The organism is Cysteiniphilum sp. 19S12-1, assembly GCF_052030685.1.
Taxonomy (GTDB): domain Bacteria; phylum Pseudomonadota; class Gammaproteobacteria; order Francisellales; family Francisellaceae; genus Caedibacter.
Window position 1 is genome coordinate 82,234 of sequence record NZ_JBQAJM010000002.1, and the last position, 23,524, is coordinate 105,757.

Sequence of the window (23,524 nt, forward strand, 5' to 3'; positions counted from 1 at the left end):
ATTTGCTTATGAATTGAGTCAAATTAAAAATCACCAATATCACACTGCAAACAGGTAATACCATTTTCACGCCACATATCAACCACTTGCTGTCGATCATCCACTGCAAATAAAATTTCTTTGCCTTCTTGTCGCAATAAACCCAGAATCTCTTTCTTAATAATTGCATCTTTACGATTATCTTTCCCTTTACGCATAATCAAGCGATCAAATGGAATCTCATGCCATATTAGCCATTGCTCAGTTTTGCTGAAAATGGCGAGCTCTACAGGCGGCTCGAGAAAGATGTCAACTTAAGATCAAGGCGTTTGCTTTACTTGTGATCGTGTCTGCACGCCATATTTGAACCTCTTCTCAAACTCTTGGGGCGTGAGCTCAGGGTGTGATGTTCCAAAGTTATTACACGACTTTATTTCATTGGTCATACGCTTTTTACTTTGCTGAATTTCATGCTCTGATTTCTGATACAGGTTATTAGAAGTATACAAAGGCTTAGCTACTTCCTTGCTATCATGTTTTAAAACACTAACGCTTGGCTCGTGGAAAGTAAAGTCTGAATCAACCGTAAAACTGCTATTATTAGAAAGTGCATGCCCCCCCCTCCCTATTATATTCTAGATCACCATGACTGAAATCAAAGTATTCATCCACATTGAAACTGTTATTATCTGACTCACTTCGTGGAACCTCCTTAAAACATATCATCTTGAAGGTGTCTAAAAACACTTCACTATATGATGTATCTGGTAAGCTCTTGAAGTATTCAAATATTTCTTTGAAGGTTTGCTTGCCATCTTCCGACACAATGGCGTCTGATGACCAAATATATGAGTAAAGTGCCTCTGCCTGATTTTCATCAATAGAATTATGCGTCAGAAACTGAATTATCTCTTCACCACTATAGAATATTTCTGGAAGGATATTCGAGTCTTTCAATAGCATACAAAAATTGTTAGCTATTAACTTTAGCAATTCACTACTTGACACATCCCAAGTATCATGAAAAGCACAAAATGTATTTAAATAAAAACGCCTTTCCGCATCTGAATGTACGTTTTCTAAAAATCTATTTAATGCTTCAAAAGCGGTGGGAACACCCCAACTATTATTGGTCATTTGGTTATGGACATTAGATAAATATCTTAACATTTCTAATGTTTCTGGTTTAAGTCCAGCTAGCGTCACTCTGCCGTCAATTAAATCACTCACAATCATATATCATTTCCTCTAACATTAAGTTGATTACGTTAGATTTTATTTTATATATTACCAATATAATTTAAATGTTGGTTCTACGGAACTTCCAACTTTATCAAACTCCACCTGATACAACTTATTGCGAGTTAGGAAAATAATCTGTAGGGTAAGTCGCTCTTAGCAATGTACAGCTTACCCTTTATGTTGATCATTCACCGCTAAGCGACATACCCTTGCGGCACTAACAGGATGTTTTGGGTGGTTGATATGCTATGGCATAAGTTTCAAACACTTAAATATTAAAACAATTCGCCATCACTTTTAACACTTCATCCCCTTCATGCACGCTTGCCGAGGAAGTGCGCGTTAACAATAAAGCCTCATGTAGCACACTTAAAACCTGCGACTTGTTAACACCTAGAATACTATTTTTATCATAAATCGTTGCCAATGGTGTATTCGGCTTTTGTAGTGAACCCAATAAATTATCCTGATAATCCACCATACCACCAATTGGTGCTCTGACACGTGAGAAGTCCTGCTCATAGCAAGCATATTTTTTACTGGTATTTTTCACATCTACTGGATTATTAATATAATCAAGGATCCCCGCTAATAAGTGCTTTGCATTCTTTAAGTCAAAGCTTTCCTTACTGCCCATTTCATACGTAAACGCATGCTTTGGCGGTGTTTTACTATCTCCTGTTATACGATTCCAACACTCAGTTAATTGCCACCAAGGGTAAAAAATTGCTTGGTTAAAGCAACCACTAGGCTCATTTGGCGTCAAAATAAATGCATTACTATTAAAGTGTTTTAAGCGCGCTGAATGCAAATAACTCGGCGCATAAATATATGGCACTGAGATTGAATCACAATGTAAATCAAAGCTAAAATCAGCAGCTAATGCCAAATCATGCAGGATATTTGCAAGCTTTTCATGGGGTGCTGTGTCATTTTGCAAACTAACGGCTAAACGTGTTTTAAGCAACTCTAAAAATTGCTGACATAGCACATTAAAGCCATGGTCTTTATGTTTATCAACAAAGTCCTCAAGATCAATCTTCGTTAAACCCGCATGTGCCGTAAGCAAGTTTTTAAATCCACGATTCCAATTCTCACCCGTTTTAGCATCAAAACGTCCATAGGTATACTCACCAATTTTAATATCCATTGCAAAAGGATTGGCAAACGGCACCAATGTCACATTGTATGGGAAGTCGTGTGTCTCTAGATACTCACGCAATAAATAAATCAAGGCAATGCCATTGCTCTCAGCAGCATGTAGTGCCGCCTGCATATAGATATTCGCCTTGGGCTTAGGGTGCTTATATTCAATCACACTAATGCTATGTGTTAAGCCTGAGATCGTTGTTCTTAAGGGGATTTCTCTTATATTTATCATTACGCTACTTCTATTTGACCATTAAAAATCGATCTAACCACACCGCTTAATCGTACTTCTTCTGGTGTGCATTCAACCGTTAAATTACTTATGGCATTTTCCACGACCACTTTAGACTTTAAGAGACCTAAGGACACACCAGCATAAACACTAGCAATACTACCACTACCACAAGAAGGTGTTATTCCCGTGCCACGCTCCCAATGATCTAAATAGATGCGATCTTTGGATAGGCGTTTTAATGCATGCACATTAATACCGCCAGCGTATTGCGTTTGCAACACTCTACCAAGATCATCAAAATCTGTTAACTCAGTATGCTGTGAGCGAAACAATACCAAATGCGGATTCCCCACATCAACCTCTAGTGCGTGATCAAAGCCCGAATCACCCATCAGTTTTTTTTGGCTCTCATTGACTACAGGTAAAGGAAAAGCCACCTCAATCCAATCATGCGCAACCAAGCGACAACGATGAACATAACCTCCGACCTCAATATTTACTTCTTCGCTTGCTTTTTCCGCAAGCAGTAAACTTGCCACTGCACGCAAGCCATTACCACATTGCTTAGCTTTAGAGCCATCTTGGTTATAAATATGCATACTGGCATCGGCTTTGCCAGATTTTCTAATCAACAATAGCTGATCGGCACCGACACCAAAACGCCGATGACAGATTTGCTGCACTTGTCGCGCTTGCCAATTACGTGGTTTTTTGCGCTCATCAATGACAACAAAATCATTGCCTAACGCACACATTTTATTAAACATCAAAGGCTTATTCACTGTGATAATCCTTAAAAATCAACGAGGTATTAATACCACCAAAGGCAAAATTATTACTCATAACAATGTTTGTTTTAAGCTTTTTTGGATTGCCAATGATGTAGTTAAGCTCAGCGCAAGCCCCATCGACCTTTTGCAAATTTGCCGTTGGCATAAATTCACCTTCCTTCATCATCATAATCGACAACCATGACTCAAGCGCGCCACAAGCACCTAATGTATGACCAAAGTTACCCTTAAGTGAACTTACCGGCGTTTTGTTGCCAAACAAGGTAAAAGTCGCCTCACTTTCAGCAATATCACCGCGATCAGTTGCCGTACCATGCGCGCAAATATAACCGATATCATTGGCATTGACGTTAGCATCTGCCATGGCAAGCTTCAAGGCTTCAACCATTTTTTGTGCTGTCGGTTGAGTGATGTGTCTTGCGTCACAATTTGTGCCAAAACCGATAACCTCAGCATAAATCTTGGCACCTCGCGCCTTAGCGTGCTCATATTCCTCTAAGATTAATGTACATGCGCCTTCACCAATGACTAAACCATCACGTGCTTGATCGAAAGGTCTGGGTGTCATATGCGGCTTATCATTTTGTTGACTTGTGGCAAATAAAGTATCAAAAATCGTCACTTGACTAGGACATAACTCTTCGGCACCTCCTGCCAACATCACCTTTTGATAACCATGTTTAATCGACTCATACGCATAACCAATGGCTTGTGAACTTGACGTGCATGCACTTGATGTCGGGATCACACGTCCTGTTAAGCCAAAGATAAGGGCAACATTAACCGCACAGGTATGACTCATTGATTTGACATAGGTCGTGGCACTAACGTTTTGCACGGTTTTCTCAGTCTCAATCTTAATCAGATCACACAAAGCTTGCGTGCTTCCTGAGCATGATCCAAAAGCAATGCCAACATCACCATTTTCAAGCAATGCTTTTTGATCAAGAATGCCCGCATCTTTTAATGCATTCTCACTGGCAACCGTTGCTAATTGGGCAACACGTCCCATCGAGCGGGTTTGTTTGCGCGTATAATGGGTCGGCATTTCAAAATCAGTAATTGGTGCGCCTAAGTTGGTATGTAATCCGTTGATTTCTTGCCATGCTTCAATCTTCTTTGTCGCTGTTTTGCCTTGAAGCAATGATGCTTTAATCGTATGCCAATCATTGCCTAAAGCAGTAATACCTGCCATGCCGGTAATCACAACACGCTTATTCATATCAAGCCACCGTTGACTGAGATTACTTGACGCGTGATATAACTTGCAGCATCGGAGCATAAGAAATTAATCACCGAAGCCACCTCTTCAACCTTACCTGCTCGGCGCATCGGAATATGTTTTTCAATCTCATCTTTATACTCTAAGTTTTTAATCATATCGGTTTCAATTAAGCCAGGTGCTACACAATTAACGGTGATTTTACGTTTGGCAAGCTCCAGTGCCAAGGCTTTTGTCGCGCCAATAATACCTGATTTTGCTGCACTGTAATTGACTTGCCCTTTATTGCCTGCAACGCCTGAAACAGAGGCTAATGTGACAATGCGCCCGCCTTTTCTTAGCTGAATCATCGGCATCACACACGGCTTTAATACATTATAAAAGCCATCTAAATTGGTTTGAATAACGCGATCCCACATCTCACCTTCCATTGCTGGAAACGGCACATCTTGACAAATTCCTGCATTATTAACAACTGCATAAAATGCACCATTTTGCGCAATTTCAGTGTTTAACTTTTCGTGACACGCCACTCTATCTTGTAGGTCAAATTGAATTAGCGATGCCTTGCCACCATTTTCTTCAATAAAACGCTTTGTTTGATTAGCGCCTTCAACATCGCTGTGATAATGCACCACAACCTCAAAGCCAAACTGTGCCAACATAATCGCAGCCCCTTGCCCAATACCTTTGCTTGCTCCCGTTACTAATGCTCTTTTATTCAAAATACTTTCCCCTGAATGATTTCTGTAAACGCTTGATCACTTGGCTGATAGGCGCTGAACTTTGCTTGTGCAACACATTGATCTTGTTGATGAATCTCACACCTAAACACCCCTAATGGATCATTTATAAACTCTTTGTGAGCAATAATCGTCAATAGATCCCCTTCATCAAAGTTTGCGCGTGTCGTTTTGAAATTACGCACACTAATCATAAATCCACGTCTTGGCGCGTGATCACTTTCATCTCCTTGAAAATAAGCTAATGCAGCCGAAGCTTGCGCCATCATCTCAATGCCCGCCCAAGCATACACACCATTAATTTCATCGTCATAAAAAATATGCTCCGGGGTAATTGTGGCAAGGCAAACAGATTTTTCTTCATTAACCTCTTGTAACGAGTCAATCAACTGCATAGGGGGTGATTGTGGGATAATTTCAGTTAAGTCATACATCACAAACTTAGCCTCCTTTGTTAGCTCTAGCGACAATTAAGCTGACATTATTACCACCAAATGCAAATGAATTACTTAAAAAATAAGGTTTTTGCCAAACACTCTGTTCATTCGTCAATTGAATTTCTGGTAATGCGCTATCAAATTCAGTCGTGCTGACTTGTGCAGGCAACGTACGATTTGGGTTGTACTCTTCTGATAACAATAGTGCACAAAGCGCTAACTCGGTGGCACTTGCAGCCCCCAATGTATGCCCGGTCAACGGCTTGGTCGAACCACATAAAACGTTATTAGCAAATACCTCAAAAATGGCTTTACTCTCCATCTGATCATTCTTCGGTGTTGCCGTGCCATGCGCATTGACATAGGCAATATCCTCTGGCTTAAGATGGGCATCTTTTAGTGCATTTAGCATTGCCTGTTTTGCCCCTACACCTTCTGGATCGGGTGAGGTAATATGATAAGCATCAGAGGTTTCTCCACCGCCTAAAAGTGCTAAATCTGCTGGTGTTTTACTTAAAACAAATAATGCAGCTCCCTCACCGATATTAATCCCATCACGGTCGTGTCCAAAGGGCTGGCAAATGCTTTTTGTCACTGAATCTAATGCATCAAAACCATTAATTGGTAACTCTGACAAGCTATCCGCTCCACCAACAATACAAATATCACATAACCCTGAATTGATTAGACGCTTTGCCGAAAGAAAAGCTTTACCACTTGAAGAGCATGCTGTTGAGATCACATAACAAGGACCATTAGCCTCAGCAAGCTTAGCAACAAACTCTGCCATTGTGCCAAATTCTTGCTGATGGTAGTGAAAATTGGCAAGCATTTCCCCTGTTTGCATATAATGCGTAAATGACTGCTCACCCTCTAAAATACCCGAAGTACTTGTGCCCAAAATAACAGCTATCCTATGTTGATCCGTTGTTTTTGCTAGCAGATCATAAGCAGGCTTTATCTCTTGAAACGCCTTATACAACATGCGGTTATTATGGCAATCAATTGACTGATACTTACTAGGTAATGCCTCTAATTGACAGCTCACTTTGCCAACATAAGTTTGCCGCCCACTAAAAAGCTTATTATATGGCGTCAATGGTGAAGCATTCGCCAACAGTGCTTTAGCAACTTCTTGCTTGTTATTGCCAAGTGCGTTTAATACCGCAAAATCATTAATATAAATAGTCTCTGGCATATTGTTAATCGCACATCGTTGAATGCATTGCTAGAAACCGTCGGATGTCATCAAAACTAACGTCTATATCACTATAAGCATGCCCTTGACCGGATTTGATATCAATGTGCGCGCCTTTAAATACCTCAAGTGCCAAATCAGCAGGTGTTGATTGATCATCCTTCTGTAATAGCAGCAAATAATCTTGTAATGCCATTAATTTTTTTGGCATCGCATTAACTAACGCCATTGCTTCATCATGCACATGTGCATAAGCAGGCAGTTGCGCAATCAAATCTAGGCGAGCTGCCGGATTGATCAAAATGACTTTATTAACATCATCACGCGTTTGCTTTAACAAATGTGCCATATACCCCCCCAATGAACTACCAATAATAATCTTATGATCAGCAGAGGCGTTATCTAACAACTTATGAATCAGATCCAGTGCGGCTTTTGTTTGCATGGGTAACTCAGGGGCATCGATCGATGCCTCTGGAAATTGCTCACCAAGCCAAGTTTTAAGCTTTTGCGCTTTTGGCGAATTAGGTGAGCCTTGAAAGCCATGTAAGTAAAGAAAATAATTATTTGTCATACATCCACCGTCCTTTTTATCGCAACATATATTGCCAACAGTTGACCAAATGATAACCTGTTGTTGATTTGACATCATCAAAGCCTGCAACACCTGCATGATCAACATATTCAATCGGTAAGTCATGCTTAAGAAATGTCTTTGAAAAAATACTTAACGCATGATCTAATACTTCATAGTTTGCTGTCATTGCCAAATAACGCATATACTCCAACATTGGCCAAATACGATATTGCATTTCTTTGACTTCACTACTTAAGTTAGGTTTCACAACCCCATGATCATTAATACCAACGTTAGCTGCTGCCTGATACAATCGAGCATGATCATCCATTACATCAAGATTGATTTTTAACGCTTTTGCCTCGACACTCAAACTACTCCACTCAAAACTATGTCCTGGCTCAAATAGTGCTGATTTAGCTTCTTTAGAGTATTCACGCATTAAATGTTTTTCATTATCAAAAAACAGTGTAATAATCTGACGATATAGCGCTTCAGCTTGGGTTTTGAAAGTACTATCTTGGGTGTGGCAATACGCATTTAGATACGCCTCGAATAAGTGCATTAAAGCATTTTGCCCAATCACCCCATTATCGTCTTTGAGCGCTTTAAAATCATTTACAATAAACTTTTCAGTGATTAGCTTATTGACATGTTCAATATCCGCTCTAATTACGCTTTCTTTAAACGTGCCATACAGTCTTGATAAAGCAAATAGCACAAAAGCATATTCATATAAATCATTGTCATCTTTTGAGCTTTGCGTCTTAATCCAGACTTTCTTCTGCTCATCGAAATATTGCGACTTCATGACTTGATATAGTTTATAGGCATATGCATTGGCTTTATGTGTATTGGTTAATTCACCATAGGTCAATAAAAAGAATAAACTCCTCGTTTGACACAATAAGCGTGTATTGGCTTGACCTATCTTTTGTGGTGCATTTAAAAACTCTGGCGCATAACCCAACTGATCAATCGCTTTTGTCAACAACTGATAATAGGCGCCAATAGCAGCTGTCATATGCTCATTATTTCTAAGCTTGATTGCTGCATAAACCTTGGCAAAAACCCCATCAATATCCAATAAGCCAGTATCAATAATCAATGCATCTTCAGCAGGTTTTAGTGGTGCTACTTCACGATTGCGATCTTGATGATCACGTGCTTCAAGTTGCGTTAATATCTCTGTGAAGTCGGCTTTTTGACCTTTAGCAATAAGCTCATCATAGCGCCTTTGCGCACGAATTTGACTGCCCGCTTCTAAGAAAAACTTGTGTTTCGCTTTAGGGAAAACCACCGTCCCCATATCGCGTCCATCGGCAACCAAACCTTTAACGCCTTGTGCAAAGCTCTGCTGACAAGACAACAATGCATCGCGCACTATGGCAATCTTGGCTATCTTTGACGCCATCATCCCCGTTTGCTCTTGGCGAATACGTGTAGTGACATCCTCGCCATCAAGAAAGGCTTTTGTTTGATTGCCCTCAACGGTGAAGTGAATATCCAGTTGGCTGAGTTCATCATATAATAATTGTTCATTGCTTATATCAGTCCCATGATCAAGCACATAAAGTGCTGCCAATCGGTAAATGGCACCACTATCTAAAAGTGCATAATCAAGCTTTTGCGCTAACAGGCGCGATAATGTCCCCTTGCCGACGCCACTTGGGCCATCAATGGTAATAATTTCAACTTTATTTGACATCTAAAATAAATCCTAAACACTATATATCGCCCGCAAAATGATTTACGAACGGTATACACACAAGTCTTTGCCCAATTCTACTATCTATTGTTTTAGAAACCAATCTATAATAGCTTTTATGCTCGTTTTCAACTTAACTAGGATGATGATAATGACAGATATTCGCTGGCTGCAACGCTTTGACAACTATCAAAAAGCACTCTCGCAATTACAAAGTGCCGTCACTCTAGCACATCAAAGACCTTTGTCATTACTTGAAAAACAAGGACTCATTCAAGGGTTTGAATACACTCATGAGCTTGCATGGAAAACATTAAAAGATTTTCTTAAACACCGCGGTAATACCGAAGATATTTTCGGATCAAAAGATGCAACAAGGCAAGCATTTGCCAATGGCTTAATTGACAATGGTGATATTTGGATGCAAATGATTCAAAGTCGCAATTTGACCTCTCACACTTATGATGAAAGCACGGTCGAAGAAATTGCCACATTGATCTTAAACGAATATATTAACTGCTTCACGCAACTAGCTGAGACATTACAAAATTTAGCGACAAAAGAGTTGTAATATGCCCTACGGATTAACAGATAAAACGTTTGCTGCGATTACCCACGCGATAAGTCAGCAGCCAAAAATTACAAAAGCTATTTTGTATGGTTCACGCGCTAAAGGAAACTACCACACGGGTTCTGATATTGACCTGACACTTATTGGTGATGATCTAACAGTAAAGGATTTATTCCAACTCGAAGAAGCTATTGATGCGCTTTTCTTGCCTTATTTGTTTGATCTATCGATTTATGCACAATTAAACAATCCAGCGCTTAAATCCCACATTGATCGCAATGGGATTACCTTATTTTCGCGTTGAGATTTTCAAACGCTTTCATCACTGAAACCAACTGCTCTACAGCACTAAGTTCAATTGAATTATATAGACTCACACGCACACCTCCAACACTTCGATGCCCTGCAATACCATAAACACCTTGGATATCAGCAAAGCTTAGAAATTGAGCCGTTAATTCTTCGTTTGGCAGCTGAAATACCACATTCATTGGTGAGCGGTTGTGAAATGGTATGTTGTTGCTAAAAAACTTTGATTGATCAATTACTTCATAAAGCAGCTCGGCTTTGCGAGCATTCTTCTGAGCGATAACCTCTAATCCACCTTGCTTGATCAAGTCAGCAAGTACCAGTTCCATTGCAGCCCAAGCAAACATGTCCGGTGTATTATATAAAGAATCCGCCTGCTGCATTGCTTGATAGCTTAATACGGCAGGAATTGATTTTTCTTTGCTGCGTTCAATCAAGGCTTTTTTAATCAAAACAACCGTTACCCCTGGCAAGCCAATGTTTTTCTGAGCTCCGGCATAAATCACATCATATTTTGCGACATCGATGGGCTTTGATAAAAAGCTTGAGGACATATCACAGACTAATGGTAAGTTAACGTGAGGAGCCTTTTGCCATATCACACCATCAATTGTTTCATTTTCAGTATAATGCACATAATCATAAGACGCTGGAATATGATCAACTGCAATATCGACACCCTCAATAGCATCAACGTCAATAAATTTCTTCGCCTCTTTAATCGCCGCATTTGCCCAATATCCACTATTAAAATATAGCGCCCTGCCAATTTGTTTAAGGTTCATGGGGACAGCAGCAAACTGCGCACTGGCGCCTGCTGGCATTAGCAGTATTTCATAAGTTTCAGGTAACGCCAGAAGACTATGCAAATGCTGCTTAATTTTCTTATTAATATCCGCAAACAATTGATCACGATGTGACAATGATAATAGTGATAGTCCAGTGTCTTGATAATTTAAAACCATTTGGCTAAGTGCTTGATAAATATGCTCAGGCAAGCTTGCGGGACCTGCACAAAAATTCAGTTGATACATTCTAAAAACTCTTTGAATTGAAGCTACGAAAAATTATATACCACTCATCCGTCATTTTGCAGTGTTTATTTTTAACGCCACCCCCTATTCATTTTGCAATGGTTTTAGGGATATACTTCTTGCGATGATTAATGATAGGAGAGCATCTATGAAAAAAATATTAAGCTTCACGGCATTATGCCTATTATCCACATCCGTTTTTGCTCAAGGTGCCGAAACAGGTCTTGTAATTGGCGCCACAGCAGGTGCTGCGTCGACTGCAAGCTATGACTCAAGTGGCATCCCCAGCAATACCACCAAAACAGAAGGCGGACCAATCAGCAGTGTCATGATCGGCTATGATCTTGCTTTAAACCAACAGATTAGCATAGGCTTGGAATCTGGCTTTGGTTATGGCTATGATCTAGCATCACTCAAAGCCGATGGCTCAGACAAATCAATGCTCAATCAATGGTATATTCCGCTTCTTGTCGCTGGTAAATATACATTCACTAATGGTGTTAATATTTTTATTAAAGGTGGCGCGACGTACGTCCATCAAGATATCACCGACATGGGCGCCTATTTCAAACCTAATATTGACAGAAGTAACGCTGAATTCCTACCAACCATTGTTGTTGGTGCGGGTTATAAATTCCAAAACGGGATTAATATTGGTGGACAATTTAGTTATTTATTTGGGTCAACCGCCAAAATTCGTAGCACTGATTCTTTCCACAATAATGATGTTAAAGTGGCAGCTAGCGCTAGCTTAAGTGCATATATTAGTTATACATTACCGATGTAATCACGCCCTATTAAAATACCTTAGGATAAAAAAAAACGACTCATGGTCGCTTTTATACAATTGCCACTATTTAAAAGCGGCTTAAATAATAGTCTTAGCTTAGGCTAATTTGCACATCAACACCAGCGGCAAGATCAAGCTTCATCAAGGCATCAACTGTTTTTTCAGTTGGCTCAACGATATCGATTAAGCGCTTATGCGTTCTGATCTCATATTGATCACGCGCATCTTTGTTAACGTGTGGAGAAATCAACACAGTGAAACGCTCTTTGCGTACTGGTAAAGGTATAGGACCTTTTACTTGTGCGCCCGTTCTTTTCGCTGTTTCAACGATCTCTTTTGTTGAAAGATCTATTAATTTATGGTCAAACGCCTTCAAGCGGATGCGAATGCGTTGGTTACTAATATTTGTTGCCATTTTATTCAAACCTTCTAATTATGAGTTACGCTTTTTAATGATGTCTTCTGCAATGTTGCTTGGTACTTCTGCATATTTTTCAAACTCCATGGAGAATGATGCGCGCCCTTGAGAGATTGAACGCACATTTGTTGCATAACCAAACATTTCTGCCAATGGCACCAATGCATCCACGACTTTACCGCTTGGGTTTTCATCCATACCTGAGATCATGCCGCGACGACGGTTTAAGTCACCGATCACATCACCCATGTACTCTTCGGGCGTAACCACTTCAACCTTCATCAAAGGCTCAAGAATAACAGGCGTTGCTTTTTGCGCACCTGATTTAACTGCCATAGAGCCTGCAATTTTAAATGCCATCTCAGATGAGTCTACATCATGGTAAGAACCATCATAAAGTGTCGCTTTAACATCGATCATAGGGTAACCTGCGATTACACCATTTTGTAATTGCTCTTCAATACCCTTACCAACCGCGCTAATGTATTCTCTAGGAACGACACCGCCAACGATTTGATCAACAAACTCAAAGCCTTTACCCATTTCTTGTGGCTCAAGCTTAACCCATACATGACCATACTGACCACGACCACCTGATTGACGTACGAATTTACCTTCAGCATCAACCGTTTGTTTGATCGTTTCACGGTATGCCACTTGCGGGTTACCGACGTTTGCTTCGACTTTAAATTCACGCTTCATACGATCAACAATAATATCCAAATGAAGCTCACCCATACCTGAAATAATGGTTTGACCTGACTCCTCATCTGTTTGTACTCTGAAAGATGGATCTTCCGCCGCTAGTTTACCTAAAGCAATTGACATTTTCTCTTGGTCTGCTTTTGATTTTGGCTCAACCGCAACTGAGATCACTGGCTCAGGGAACTCCATACGCTCAAGCGTGATAATTTGCTTTTCATCACATAGCGTGTCACCCGTTGTAACTTGCTTTAAGCCGATACAAGCTGCAATATCACCCGCACGAACTTCTTTTAGCTCTTCGCGCTTATTGGCATGCATCTGTACAATACGACCAATACGTTCTTTCTTGCCTTTAACTGGGTTATATACTGAGTCACCTGACTTTAATACACCAGAATAAACACGAACGAATGTCAAGTTACCAATAAATGGATCTGTTGCCAATTTAAATGCTAAAGAGGCAAAAGGCGCTTCATCTGAAGATACACGTGAACTTTCAGTGCCATCTTCAAGCTCACCTTTAATTGCTGGAACTTGATTTGGCGCCGGAAGGTAACGAACAACGCCATCAAGAACGGCTTGTACACCTTTGTTTTTAAATGCAGAACCGCAGAATGCTAACACAATTTCATTATCGATAACACGGCGACGCAAGGCTGAATGAATTTCATCTTCTGTTAATTCACCACCTTCAAGATACTTCTCCATCAATTCTTCATTGGCTTCGGCTGCCGCTTCAACCATCTCTTGACGAAGCTCTTGAGCGCGCTCTTGAAGTTCAGCTGGAATTTCTTCTAAAGAATATGTTAAGCCTTTATCTTCTTCATTCCACATGATTGCTTTCATGCGAACAAGATCAATAACACCTTTAAATTCATCTTCGGCACCAATGTTTAACTGTACCGGCACTACAGTCGCTTTTAAGCGTGTTTTAATTTGACCAACAACACGCTCAAAATTTGCACCTGCTCTATCCATTTTGTTAACAAAAACAATACGTGGCACACCATATTTATTTGCCTGACGCCATACTGTCTCTGATTGCGGTTCAACACCTGATGAACCACAAAACACAACGACTGCACCATCTAATACACGCAAAGAACGCTCAACTTCGATCGTGAAGTCAACGTGTCCCGGAGTATCGATAATGTTGATGCGATGCTTGTCAAACTGCTGATCCATACCTTGCCAAAAAACAGTGGTAGCCGCAGAGGTAATTGTGATTCCACGCTCTTGCTCTTGCTCCATCCAATCCATTGTCGCAGCACCATCATGTACTTCACCAATTTTATGAGAAACACCTGTATAGAACAATACACGTTCAGTTGTCGTTGTCTTGCCCGCATCTACGTGAGCACAAATTCCAATATTTCTATACTTTTCAAGTTCTGTCGTACGTGACATAAATATTCTCCAATCTTACCAACGGAAATGCGCAAAGGCTTTGTTTGCTTCTGCCATTTTATGTGTATCTTCACGCTTCTTAACAGCAGCACCACGTCCATCCACAGCTTCCATCAATTCAGCTGCAACACGATATGCCATGCTCTTTTCTTTACGTTTACGTGAAGCATCAATGATCCAACGCATTGCCATCGTCATTTGACGCTCTGGACGCACTTCAACAGGAACTTGGTAAGTTGCACCACCGACACGGCGTGACTTAACTTCTACCATAGGTGCCACAGCTTCTAAAGCTTTTTCAAAAACTTCAGTCGCTTTTTCGCCTGATTTTTTAGCTTCGATTTGGTCAAAAGCACCATAGACGATTCTCTCGGCTACAGACTTTTTACCTGATAACATGATGTGATTGATAAATTTTGCAACGATCTCGTTTTTAAACTTCGGATCTGGCAACACTTCGCGTTTTGGTGCTCGATTTCTTCTAGACATTTTATATTTCCTTTAAATACAAATTAAACTTATGCTTTAGGACGCTTAGTACCATACTTAGAACGGCCTTGCTTACGGTCTTTAACACCTGAAGTATCAAGCGCACCGCGAACTGTGTGATAACGCACACCTGGTAAGTCTTTTACACGACCACCGCGAATCAAAATAACGCTATGCTCTTGTAAGTTGTGACCTTCACCACCAATATAAGTCGTTACTTCAAAACCGCTTGTCAATCTCACACGCGCTACTTTTCTTAACGCTGAGTTTGGTTTTTTAGGGGTTGTTGTATAAACACGCGTACATACACCACGTCTTTGCGGACATGCTTTCAACGCTGGCACGTTTGTTTTTACAACCTTCTTTTTGCGCGGATTGCGCACCAACTGGTTAATAGTTGCCATTATTTACTCCGTAGTTTTTTAAACATCTAATCTTTGCATAAATATAAAAAGACGCGGCATTATATACAAAAGCGATGCTGTTTTGCAAGAAATGGATTTAGGTTTTTGATTAATCGAATTGAATCCAACTATGACAACATTCACACATTCCCACTGCATAAATGTTTACCAAGCAAAGTCGAAGTCATTCTATAGATAGAAACTGCCCTTCGACTCATGCTCAGGGTACGGTTAACGCTAGCTGAGCGTAAGTCAAAGCCTTTATAAGTTTATTGTCTGCATATTCATCCTTCACCTTACACTCAGGGCACAATAACAAATAACAATCTTAGGCTCTAGAAAATATTCTTTACAATCACATTCTGATTGCGCTCAGGACCCGTTGAAATAATATCAATGGGTACATTAAGCGTTTTTTCGATAAAGGTGACATAATCACGTGCTGCTTGAGGCAATTTGTTATAATCCGTTTGTTCAAACGTCTCTTTGGACCAGCCTTTTAATGTCTTATAAATTGGCTTACAGCGCACATAGTCGGCATTGTCATAAGGCGGGTAAGAGACCTCCTTACCATCTAGTTCGTAGGCGACACAAACCTTAACTTCTGACAAATCATCTAGAACATCAAGCTTTGTCAAACAAATAGACGTGATACTATTGATCTCAATCGCACGACGCAATGCGACCAAATCAAGCCAACCTGTGCGGCGCTTACGCCCTGTTACTGTACCAAACTCACAACCTTTGACACCCAAGTGCTCACCAATCTCGTCAAATAACTCTGTTGGGTACGCGCCACTACCAACACGTGTGGTATAGGCTTTAGTAATCCCAACAACTGCATCGATATAGCATGGTCCAAAACCTGCACCCGATGCCACAGTCCCTGAAATCGTATTGGATGATGTGACAAATGGATAGGTTCCATGGTCGATATCAAGCAATGTGCCTTGCGCACCTTCAAAGATAACTTTGCCTTTATTAACGCGAATGGCATGTAATTCTGCTGATACATCAGTGATCATTGGCAAAATGGTTTTGGCATAATTTAATAATGAATTATACGTTTCGTCCAAATCAAAGTTCACATCAACTTTATAATAGTTCTTTAATGTGAAATTGTGCAAATCAAGCAACGTCTGAAGCTTTGCTTTTAATTTCTCAGGATGCGCCAAATCTCCAACGCGAATCGCGCGACGCGCAATCTTATCTTCATACGCCGGTCCTATGCCACGCTTTGTCGTACCGATCTTTTGATCGCCCAATGCCGCTTCACGCGCCTCGTCTAAGGCAACATGTACAGGTAACACTAAAGGACATGCTTCGCTAATACGCAAGCGATCAAGCACTGGCACATTACGCGCCAACAGCTCATCCATTTCAGAGTGTAAAGCTTCCAATGAAACCACGACACCATTGCCGATAAAGCTTTTGACACCTTCATGCAAAATACCTGATGGGATTAAGCGCAGCTTAGTCACTTCACCATTGATTACCAAGGTGTGTCCAGCATTATGCCCACCTTGAAAGCGCACGACGGCATCGGCTTTATCTGTCAAAAAGTCCACGACTTTACCCTTACCTTCATCACCCCACTGGCTACCTAAGATAACAATATTATGGTTCACTGAAATTCCTTACTTTGCTAATTACAGTAGCATGTTAAAGATTTTTGATAAACTTGACAAACAAAATGCTTGAGTTTTATTTGTCTTGCCCTAGATTGTATAGTTAAGCGGATATGCCCTTTAACTTGAAACAACGTCTAATGCCATGCTTAAGCTATGACCTTGACGCTGCAGATATTGCACACGCTTTTGTTTTTCTTTTGGATCTTGCGCTTTATCATGATATTTCTTTTGATAGCATAGCTGCGCTTGCTCAAACCAATCAACCTCCAACGCATTGAGTACCTTTTCAAAAGTGCTTACATGTATACCTTTTTCGTAAACAAGCTTTTGTTTAATCCGCAACAAACCATAATGCTTATACAGTGCACTTTTAATCATAAGCTCAGCACAACGTTCATCTGATTGCCAATTATTATCAATAAACTCCTGTAATAAGGATTCAATCTCAGTCAATGAAATATGGTTGCGCTGAATAAGTTTTTGCTTTAGTTGAGCATAGGAATATTCTTGTTTGGATAACAGATAGAAAAGATAATAGCGTTCGTTATTATTCTTCGGCATCGCTTATTACTGATTTATCCTTAGCAGCATTCGGTAACAACGTTGCCATCAATGCTTTATGCAAGTTCTCTTTGATATGTGGGTTTTCTTTTAAATAAACCCGCACATTATCCTTACCTTGGCCGATTCGATCACCATTATAACTGTACCACGCACCGGCTTTATCAACTAGATTATATTTCACACCCAAATCAATCAACTCACCTTCAAGAGATGTCCCTTCACCATAGAGAATATCAAACTCTGCTTGTTTAAATGGCGGAGAAACTTTATTTTTAACGACTTTGACCTTAGTCTCATTGCCTAAGATTTCATCACCCTTTTTAATTGGGCTACCGCGACGAATTTCTAAACGCACTGACGAGTAAAACTTCAATGCGTTACCTCCAGTAGTCGTCTCAGGATTGCCAAACATTACACCGATCTTCATACGAATCTGATTAATAAATACAACCAATGTATTAGAGCGCTTGATATTTGCGGTTAATTTACGTAAAGCTTGCGACATTAAACGTGCCTGCAAGCCCATATGTGAATCACCCATCTCACCTTCAATCTCAGCTTTTGGCGTCAATGCGGCAACCGAGTCAACAACAACAATATCAACACCACCTGAGCGCACTAACATATCAGTAATCTCAAGCGCTTGTTCGCCTGTGTCTGGTTGTGACACGATTAGGCTTTTAAGGTCAACTCCCAAGGCTTCGGCATATACTGGATCAAGCGCATGTTCAGCATCGATAAAAGCTGCTGTTCCACCGTTTTTTTGACACTGTGCAATCGCTTGTAATGTTAACGTTGTTTTACCTGAAGACTCCGCGCCATAGATCTCAACCACACGTCCTTTTGGTAAACCTCCAACACCTAAGGCAACATCCAAACCAATTGATCCAGTCGAAATAACATCAATATCTTTAGCTAAATCGGTATCACCCATCCGCATAATAGAGCCTTTGCCAAATTGTCTTTCAATTTGTGCTAATGCCGAATTTAATGCTTGTTCTTTATTGCTCATAAACTTCCTCGAATAGATAAATTTTTAAGATTTAAAACACGGGAATTAATGTAACATTTATGTGGAATGAACAAAAGGGATAATACTCTACACGCGACAAAAAGAAATATTATAGCTTGTGGCATCTGGTGTTGGCGCGCTAAAGGTAATCATCTTCTGCAAATCACCATATACCTCTATTGGCGTCCACGGTTGTGGCTGCCCGACATTAAAGCCACTTTTATCTAGCCATTGCACTTGATATTGAAAGTTTTGGGTTGCTGATTTTTTGTTTTGCACCAATACTTGTCCTTGAATAGTGTCACCTGCTGATGCTTTCACTACTGGTTGCATGGCTTTTAGCTGCCCAAAGCCTGAGCCAAAACTCTCTGCAGATGTTGCATTGGCTGGAATGGTAATACAACGACTAGCACATCCTGTTAACCCTAAGGCCAACAAGCTAGCAATACTTGCATATTTAAGCTTAATCATATCCATTTTTATAACTCCTTTGATACGTCAATAAAACTGATAATTAAAAGATAAACTTATGATGATTCAGATAAAAAGCTCTTTAATGTTTCTGAACGCGATGGGTGTCTTAGCTTACGTAGCGCTTTGGCTTCAATCTGACGGATACGCTCACGCGTCACATCAAACTGCTTACCGACCTCCTCTAACGTGTGATCGGTATTCATGTCAATCCCAAAACGCATACGTAATACTTTGGCTTCACGCTCAGTCAATGTACTTAGAATATCTTTAGTCACTTCACGTAGACTCTCGCTTGTCGCACTATCCACTGGTGAATCAGACACGCCATCTTCGATAAAATCACCCAGATTAGAATCTTCATCATCACCAATGGGTGTTTCCATTGAAATTGGCTCTTTGGCAATTTTCATGATTCTACGAATCTTATCTTCCGACATATCAATATGTTGGCTTAATTCCTCAGGTGTTGCTTCTTTACCCGTTTCTTGTAAGATTTGACGCGAAATACGATTAAGCTTATTAATCGTCTCGATCATATGCACAGGGATACGAATCGTGCGCGCCTGATCGGCGATTGAACGTGTAATCGCCTGACGAATCCACCAAGTTGCATAGGTTGAAAATTTATAGCCACGACGGTATTCAAACTTATCAACCGCCTTCATCAAACCAATGTTACCCTCTTGGATCAAATCCAAGAATTGTAAGCCTCTATTGGTATATTTCTTAGCAATTGAGATAACCAAACGTAAGTTCGCTTCAATCATCTCTTTTTTCGCGCGTCGTGCTTTTGCTTCACCTACTGAAATACGCTTACTGGCTTCGCGTAAGTCATAAATTGACATATCGGCACGATCTTCAATCAATCCAAGTTTGACCTGAATTGCTTTGGCATCTTCAAGCACATTGATAAGATCAGGGTATTTTTCAATACAACCATCCAACCAGTCAGTATCGGTTTCTCGACCTTGAAAACGTGACACAAAATACTGCTTAGGCATTTTGCCTTTTTCTACACATAAACGCATGATTTTACGATCATGTCCGCGAATTTCAGTCACCAAGCCACGGATTGAATTAATCATGCGGTTCAATTGCGCACTGGTATAACGCATACTTAAAAACAAAGTCGATACTTCACTTGCAGCATTAATATATGCTTTGCTTCCAACCTCTTGGTCTAGCAAATAATTAAACTTAGCTTCAATTTCGGCAAATTTTTGTGCTGCCACCTCAGGATCTGGACCTGTATCTTCGGCGGTATCTACCGTACCACCACTTGATTCCTCTCCTTCATCACTAGAGTCACTCTCTTCTGTTTGACTTTCTTCTAGCGTTTCTTCTGGGTTATCAAGCATTGAACCAACATCAGTGCCTGACGCATCAATCTCATCTCCTTCATTAAAGCCTGAAATTAAATCAGAAAATTTAATGAACTTATACAGTGGCATCTCCTCTCTTTCCTCATCCTCAAGCTGCATATGCTCTTCACGTGCTGCATCGGTTAAATCCTGATAGCGCCCCAACAATGACTTGATCACATAAGGATATTCAGACAAAGCATTAAGCACCTCTTTAGTGCCATGCTCAATCCGTTTAGCAATTTCTATTTCACCCGAGCGTGTTAATAGATCAACTGCTCCCATTTCACGCATATACATCCTAACAGGATCAGTCGTGCGACCAAAATCACCATCAGAAGATAGTGCTTGCACCGCATCATCATCTGACGTGTTTTCTGACTCAGCTTCAAGTAATAACAAATCTTCCGCATCAGGAGCAGATTCAAAGACCTTAACACCGACATCATTAATCATCTGAATCACTTCTTCAATGCGCTCAGGATCAGTAATTTCATCTGGCAGATAATCATTCACATCGGCATAGGTCAAATAACCTTGTTCACGCCCCAACGCGAGTAACTCTTTGATTCTTGAGAGTTGTTGTTCTTTTGTTTGATCTGACATTAAAATCTCACTTCTAAGTTTCTTAACTACTTATATTCATCACGCAAAGCACGCACAAAGATACAATATGTCTACGCCTTATTTGCGTAATTTACTGCCTTTTTGCGCTTTCCCCTTTGGCGATTTAGCAACATAAATCAAGTGTAGCTATATTTTTTCTACTTTGTATAAAATTGCTTGCATTCTTTGTTTTTCTGTCGCTGTTAAGATAGATGTTTTTGCTTTTAATATCAGGTGTTCTAATTCGTTTTGACATGCCTGCTTCATTATCTTATCTAACATCGCCATTAATTCATCAATAAGCTGCACTGCATCAAGCTCACTTTGTGCTTGCAATAACTGATAGAAATACGCCTTAAATTGCGGATATTTTTCAACAAGCATTTGCACAAGCACAGCAGAAGACAGCCCGTCATTTTGCCTGATTATTTTCAAAGCATCAAGCAAAATAAAGTGCTGCTCTGTAACACACTCAAATTCTATCATCGATTGTGCACTGAGCGCATCATGCACTTCTGACGGCATGCTTAACAAATACGCCAATGCTTTCTCAACCAAGCTCAGCTTATTAACGTTTAACTGCCAACGTTTTAGCTGCATGTTGTCACTACTTTGCTGTGCATCATGCGCTTTTTGTTTGATCATCCGTTGCAACTGCAGCGAAGATACGTCTGTTGCTTTAGCCAATTGCTCAATAATCGTTAGCGTATAAGCACTCTCAGGAATAGCCTTTAGTACTCGCTTTGCCTCTTCAATCAATTGCGCCAAGCTATCTGCGCTATTTAAATCATATTTACCTAATAGATTTTGAATAAAGAAATCAGCAGCACTTAAAGCTTCGGTTAAAGCATTCTTAAAACCTTCCAATCCCATTTCTTTAATATATGAGTCAGGATCATGCTCTTTGGGCAACAGCAAAAATCGTGCTTTTTTATGCTCATCTAGCACAGGCAGCACCATCTCAAATGCTCTTAAAGCCGCATTTTGCCCAGCTGAATCACCATCAAAGCATAAGATTATCTCTGAAGTGTGGCGAAATAAGGTCTTTAAGTGCGACGTTGATAAAGCAGTTCCCAATGTCGCAACTGCTGTGGTATAGCCATGTTGATGCAAGCCAATAACATCCATATAGCCCTCAACCACCATGATATGTTCGGGATTTTTGTGCTGCTGCTTAAGCTCATATAGACCGTACAATTCATGACTTTTAAAAAAAACCGGCGTTTCAGGTGAGTTAAGATATTTAGGGTTAGCATCTTTATTAGGTAACACCCGACCGCCAAAACCAACCACAGAACCTCTGCGATTACGTATTGGAAACATCAAACGCTCACGGAAGCGATCATACGCTCCCCCCTTATCCTTACGGATCACTAAGCCTGCTTGATCCAAAACATCCAATGAAAATTGTTTTTTCAACACATCGTATAGCGCTTGCCATTGATTTGGCGCGTAGCCCATTTGAAAATATTTCGCTGTTTTTGCTGTTAATTCCCGCGATTTAATATACTCAACAACCTCATCTTTATCAGCATCAAAGCGCAAACACCATTGAAAATATTTATTTGCCGCTTGTAAGGCATCATAGATTGATTGCGTTAATTTATCTTTGGATTGATCTTTACCACTTTGATCATAAGGCACTTCAAGATTCTGCATTAGTGCAAGTTCTTCAACCGCCTCAATAAAGCTTAAGCTATTATAATCTGCAATAAAATCAATGACATCACCAGAGGCATGACAGCCAAAGCAATGATATAGCTGCTTGTCTTGGCTGACTGAAAATGATGGCGTTTTTTCATTGTGAAATGGGCAACACGCCATGAAGCCTTTGCCCGTTTTTTTGAGCGTGACATATTTTGAAATCACGTCGACAATATCCGTCGATGCGACAATTTGACGGATGAAATCAGCGGGAATATTCCCCTTCATGGCAAATATTTACGATAATTGTGATTTGATCATTGAACCGACTTTACCCATATCAGCACGACCGTTAAGCTCTGCTTTTATCGCACTCATAATCTTACCCATATCTTTCACTGAAGAGGCACCAACTTCTAAAATAGCACGTTGGATAATTTCAATAATTTCATCTTCTGATAGTGGTTTTGGTAAATAGACTTGTAAAATTTCAATTTCATCAAGCTCTTTTTGTGCAAGCTCTTCTCTGCCTGCGCGCTTAAACTGCTCTGCAGAATCTTTGCGTTGCTTGATCATTTTTGTCAGGATACTAATCACATTATCCTCAGTTACCTCAACACGCTCATCAACCTCTTTTTGCTTAAACGCTGCCAACGCCATACGGATCGTTGATAAACGATTTTTATCTTTGTTTTTCATTGAGGTTTTCATATCTTCAACAAGACGCGCGCGTATTTCAGACATTTGCTAAATCCTAACAGTTTCATTTATTAAATTAAGTATATGTATAATTTTCTAATTGCCATAAATACAGAAGCCAACTA

General features: G+C 40.2%; 25 protein-coding genes and 1 pseudogene. 3 read left to right on the forward strand and 23 right to left on the reverse strand.

What is annotated here, in order from left to right; all coding sequences use genetic code 11:
- Window positions 1–23 precede the first annotated feature (23 nt).
- The 11 genes and pseudogenes from ACTS4L_RS01095 to cmk form a co-directional block, all read right to left on the reverse strand.
- Window positions 24–287 (reverse strand): phosphatase domain-containing protein, encoded by a 264-nt coding sequence (locus ACTS4L_RS01095; protein ID WP_440616208.1) that lies wholly within the window; start codon window positions 285–287, stop codon window positions 24–26.
- Between the two features lie 292 nt (window positions 288–579).
- Window positions 580–1,215 (reverse strand): hypothetical protein, encoded by a 636-nt coding sequence (locus ACTS4L_RS01100; protein WP_440616147.1) that lies wholly within the window; start codon window positions 1,213–1,215, stop codon window positions 580–582.
- Window positions 1,216–1,489: 274 nt separating this feature from the next.
- Window positions 1,490–2,602 (reverse strand): hypothetical protein, encoded by a 1,113-nt coding sequence (locus ACTS4L_RS01105; RefSeq protein WP_440616148.1) that lies wholly within the window; start codon window positions 2,600–2,602, stop codon window positions 1,490–1,492.
- Entirely contained in the window at window positions 2,602–3,387 is a 786-nt protein-coding gene (gene dapF, locus ACTS4L_RS01110; RefSeq protein ID WP_440616150.1) for a diaminopimelate epimerase, read from the reverse strand. Before dapF ends, ACTS4L_RS01105 begins: the two co-directional genes overlap by 1 nt.
- The gene (locus ACTS4L_RS01115) at window positions 3,380–4,618 is read right to left on the reverse strand and encodes a beta-ketoacyl-ACP synthase (protein ID WP_440616151.1); all 1,239 of its coding nucleotides are present in this window, start codon (window positions 4,616–4,618) and stop codon (window positions 3,380–3,382) included. The genes dapF and ACTS4L_RS01115 overlap by 8 nt, the downstream gene beginning before the upstream one ends.
- On the reverse strand, window positions 4,615–5,343 hold the full coding sequence (fabG, locus tag ACTS4L_RS01120; RefSeq protein WP_440616152.1) for a 3-oxoacyl-ACP reductase FabG: 729 nt from the start codon (window positions 5,341–5,343) through the stop codon (window positions 4,615–4,617). Before fabG ends, ACTS4L_RS01115 begins: the two co-directional genes overlap by 4 nt.
- Window positions 5,340–5,831, reverse strand: coding sequence for an ApeP family dehydratase (locus ACTS4L_RS01125; protein WP_440651618.1), 492 nt, complete (start codon window positions 5,829–5,831; stop codon window positions 5,340–5,342). Before ACTS4L_RS01125 ends, fabG begins: the two co-directional genes overlap by 4 nt.
- Window positions 5,803–6,996, reverse strand: a complete 1,194-nt coding sequence (locus ACTS4L_RS01130) for a beta-ketoacyl-ACP synthase (protein ID WP_440616154.1) — start codon at window positions 6,994–6,996, stop codon at window positions 5,803–5,805. Before ACTS4L_RS01130 ends, ACTS4L_RS01125 begins: the two co-directional genes overlap by 29 nt.
- Window positions 6,997–7,000: 4 nt before the next feature.
- The gene (locus ACTS4L_RS01135; protein WP_440616155.1) at window positions 7,001–7,570 is read right to left on the reverse strand and encodes a YqiA/YcfP family alpha/beta fold hydrolase; all 570 of its coding nucleotides are present in this window, start codon (window positions 7,568–7,570) and stop codon (window positions 7,001–7,003) included.
- A 16-nt stretch (window positions 7,571–7,586) separates the two neighbouring features.
- Window positions 7,587–8,597, reverse strand: coding sequence for an AGE family epimerase/isomerase (locus ACTS4L_RS01140; RefSeq protein WP_440616211.1), 1,011 nt, complete (start codon window positions 8,595–8,597; stop codon window positions 7,587–7,589).
- A gap of 15 nt (window positions 8,598–8,612) precedes the next feature.
- Window positions 8,613–9,281: pseudogene (gene cmk, locus ACTS4L_RS01145) on the reverse strand ((d)CMP kinase); the annotation flags it as partial.
- 151 nt (window positions 9,282–9,432) lie between these two features.
- On the opposite strand from cmk, the gene ACTS4L_RS01150 reads away from it, so the two are divergent.
- Both ACTS4L_RS01150 and ACTS4L_RS01155 read left to right on the forward strand, forming a co-directional pair.
- A complete protein-coding gene (locus tag ACTS4L_RS01150; RefSeq protein ID WP_440616156.1) occupies window positions 9,433–9,852 on the forward strand; it encodes a nucleotidyltransferase substrate binding protein in 420 nt (139 codons plus the stop codon).
- Window position 9,853: 1 nt separating this feature from the next.
- Window positions 9,854–10,156, forward strand: a complete 303-nt coding sequence (locus ACTS4L_RS01155; RefSeq protein ID WP_440616157.1) for a nucleotidyltransferase domain-containing protein — start codon at window positions 9,854–9,856, stop codon at window positions 10,154–10,156.
- Here the strand turns inward: ACTS4L_RS01155 and serC are convergent.
- Entirely contained in the window at window positions 10,137–11,195 is a 1,059-nt protein-coding gene (serC, locus tag ACTS4L_RS01160) for a 3-phosphoserine/phosphohydroxythreonine transaminase (RefSeq protein WP_440616158.1), read from the reverse strand. The two genes, ACTS4L_RS01155 and serC, sit on opposite strands and share 20 nt — an antisense overlap.
- Before the next feature lie 148 nt (window positions 11,196–11,343).
- Between serC and ACTS4L_RS01165 the strand changes: the two genes are divergently transcribed.
- Complete coding sequence (locus ACTS4L_RS01165) at window positions 11,344–11,982, forward strand: outer membrane protein (RefSeq protein ID WP_440616160.1); 639 nt, start codon at window positions 11,344–11,346, stop codon at window positions 11,980–11,982.
- A gap of 94 nt (window positions 11,983–12,076) precedes the next feature.
- On the opposite strand, the gene rpsJ is transcribed toward ACTS4L_RS01165, so the two are convergent.
- The 11 genes from rpsJ to ACTS4L_RS01220 form a co-directional block, all read right to left on the reverse strand.
- The gene (rpsJ, locus tag ACTS4L_RS01170; RefSeq protein ID WP_225630079.1) at window positions 12,077–12,400 is read right to left on the reverse strand and encodes a 30S ribosomal protein S10; all 324 of its coding nucleotides are present in this window, start codon (window positions 12,398–12,400) and stop codon (window positions 12,077–12,079) included.
- Between the two features lie 18 nt (window positions 12,401–12,418).
- The gene (gene fusA, locus ACTS4L_RS01175; protein WP_440616161.1) at window positions 12,419–14,515 is read right to left on the reverse strand and encodes an elongation factor G; all 2,097 of its coding nucleotides are present in this window, start codon (window positions 14,513–14,515) and stop codon (window positions 12,419–12,421) included.
- A 15-nt stretch (window positions 14,516–14,530) separates the two neighbouring features.
- Window positions 14,531–15,004 (reverse strand): 30S ribosomal protein S7, encoded by a 474-nt coding sequence (rpsG, locus tag ACTS4L_RS01180; protein ID WP_440616162.1) that lies wholly within the window; start codon window positions 15,002–15,004, stop codon window positions 14,531–14,533.
- A gap of 29 nt (window positions 15,005–15,033) precedes the next feature.
- Window positions 15,034–15,408, reverse strand: a complete 375-nt coding sequence (rpsL, locus tag ACTS4L_RS01185; RefSeq protein WP_119327900.1) for a 30S ribosomal protein S12 — start codon at window positions 15,406–15,408, stop codon at window positions 15,034–15,036.
- A 335-nt stretch (window positions 15,409–15,743) separates the two neighbouring features.
- A complete protein-coding gene (locus ACTS4L_RS01190; protein ID WP_440616163.1) occupies window positions 15,744–17,036 on the reverse strand; it encodes an adenylosuccinate synthase in 1,293 nt (430 codons plus the stop codon).
- 120 nt (window positions 17,037–17,156) lie between these two features.
- Complete coding sequence (locus ACTS4L_RS01195; protein WP_440616164.1) at window positions 17,157–17,600, reverse strand: regulatory protein RecX; 444 nt, start codon at window positions 17,598–17,600, stop codon at window positions 17,157–17,159.
- Window positions 17,587–18,615 (reverse strand): recombinase RecA, encoded by a 1,029-nt coding sequence (gene recA, locus ACTS4L_RS01200; protein ID WP_440616165.1) that lies wholly within the window; start codon window positions 18,613–18,615, stop codon window positions 17,587–17,589. The genes ACTS4L_RS01195 and recA overlap by 14 nt, the downstream gene beginning before the upstream one ends.
- 87 nt (window positions 18,616–18,702) lie before the next feature.
- Window positions 18,703–19,092 (reverse strand): DUF1425 domain-containing protein, encoded by a 390-nt coding sequence (locus ACTS4L_RS01205; protein ID WP_440616166.1) that lies wholly within the window; start codon window positions 19,090–19,092, stop codon window positions 18,703–18,705.
- 50 nt (window positions 19,093–19,142) lie between these two features.
- Complete coding sequence (gene rpoD, locus ACTS4L_RS01210) at window positions 19,143–21,056, reverse strand: RNA polymerase sigma factor RpoD (RefSeq protein WP_440616168.1); 1,914 nt, start codon at window positions 21,054–21,056, stop codon at window positions 19,143–19,145.
- A gap of 147 nt (window positions 21,057–21,203) precedes the next feature.
- Complete coding sequence (dnaG, locus tag ACTS4L_RS01215; protein ID WP_440616169.1) at window positions 21,204–22,988, reverse strand: DNA primase; 1,785 nt, start codon at window positions 22,986–22,988, stop codon at window positions 21,204–21,206.
- Between the two features lie 9 nt (window positions 22,989–22,997).
- Window positions 22,998–23,444 (reverse strand): GatB/YqeY domain-containing protein, encoded by a 447-nt coding sequence (locus ACTS4L_RS01220; protein WP_440616170.1) that lies wholly within the window; start codon window positions 23,442–23,444, stop codon window positions 22,998–23,000.
- Window positions 23,445–23,524: the final 80 nt, after the last annotated feature.

Coding starts and splice junctions, on each gene's coding strand:
- ACTS4L_RS01100 (WP_440616147.1), bottom strand. CDS start 1,215: ATGATTGTGAGTGATTTAATTGACGGCAGAGTGACGCTAGCTGGACTT.
- ACTS4L_RS01105 (WP_440616148.1), bottom strand. CDS start 2,602: ATGATAAATATAAGAGAAATCCCCTTAAGAACAACGATCTCAGGCTTA.
- ACTS4L_RS01115 (WP_440616151.1), bottom strand. CDS start 4,618: ATGAATAAGCGTGTTGTGATTACCGGCATGGCAGGTATTACTGCTTTA.
- ACTS4L_RS01130 (WP_440616154.1), bottom strand. CDS start 6,996: ATGCCAGAGACTATTTATATTAATGATTTTGCGGTATTAAACGCACTT.
- ACTS4L_RS01135 (WP_440616155.1), bottom strand. CDS start 7,570: ATGACAAATAATTATTTTCTTTACTTACATGGCTTTCAAGGCTCACCT.
- ACTS4L_RS01140 (WP_440616211.1), bottom strand. CDS start 8,597: ATGACAGCTGCTATTGGCGCCTATTATCAGTTGTTGACAAAAGCGATT.
- ACTS4L_RS01150 (WP_440616156.1), top strand. CDS start 9,433: ATGACAGATATTCGCTGGCTGCAACGCTTTGACAACTATCAAAAAGCA.
- ACTS4L_RS01155 (WP_440616157.1), top strand. CDS start 9,854: ATGCCCTACGGATTAACAGATAAAACGTTTGCTGCGATTACCCACGCG.
- serC (WP_440616158.1), bottom strand. CDS start 11,195: ATGTATCAACTGAATTTTTGTGCAGGTCCCGCAAGCTTGCCTGAGCAT.
- ACTS4L_RS01165 (WP_440616160.1), top strand. CDS start 11,344: ATGAAAAAAATATTAAGCTTCACGGCATTATGCCTATTATCCACATCC.
- rpsJ (WP_225630079.1), bottom strand. CDS start 12,400: ATGGCAACAAATATTAGTAACCAACGCATTCGCATCCGCTTGAAGGCG.
- fusA (WP_440616161.1), bottom strand. CDS start 14,515: ATGTCACGTACGACAGAACTTGAAAAGTATAGAAATATTGGAATTTGT.
- rpsG (WP_440616162.1), bottom strand. CDS start 15,004: ATGTCTAGAAGAAATCGAGCACCAAAACGCGAAGTGTTGCCAGATCCG.
- rpsL (WP_119327900.1), bottom strand. CDS start 15,408: ATGGCAACTATTAACCAGTTGGTGCGCAATCCGCGCAAAAAGAAGGTT.
- ACTS4L_RS01195 (WP_440616164.1), bottom strand. CDS start 17,600: ATGCCGAAGAATAATAACGAACGCTATTATCTTTTCTATCTGTTATCC.
- recA (WP_440616165.1), bottom strand. CDS start 18,615: ATGAGCAATAAAGAACAAGCATTAAATTCGGCATTAGCACAAATTGAA.
- ACTS4L_RS01205 (WP_440616166.1), bottom strand. CDS start 19,092: ATGGATATGATTAAGCTTAAATATGCAAGTATTGCTAGCTTGTTGGCC.
- rpoD (WP_440616168.1), bottom strand. CDS start 21,056: ATGTCAGATCAAACAAAAGAACAACAACTCTCAAGAATCAAAGAGTTA.
- dnaG (WP_440616169.1), bottom strand. CDS start 22,988: ATGAAGGGGAATATTCCCGCTGATTTCATCCGTCAAATTGTCGCATCG.
- ACTS4L_RS01220 (WP_440616170.1), bottom strand. CDS start 23,444: ATGTCTGAAATACGCGCGCGTCTTGTTGAAGATATGAAAACCTCAATG.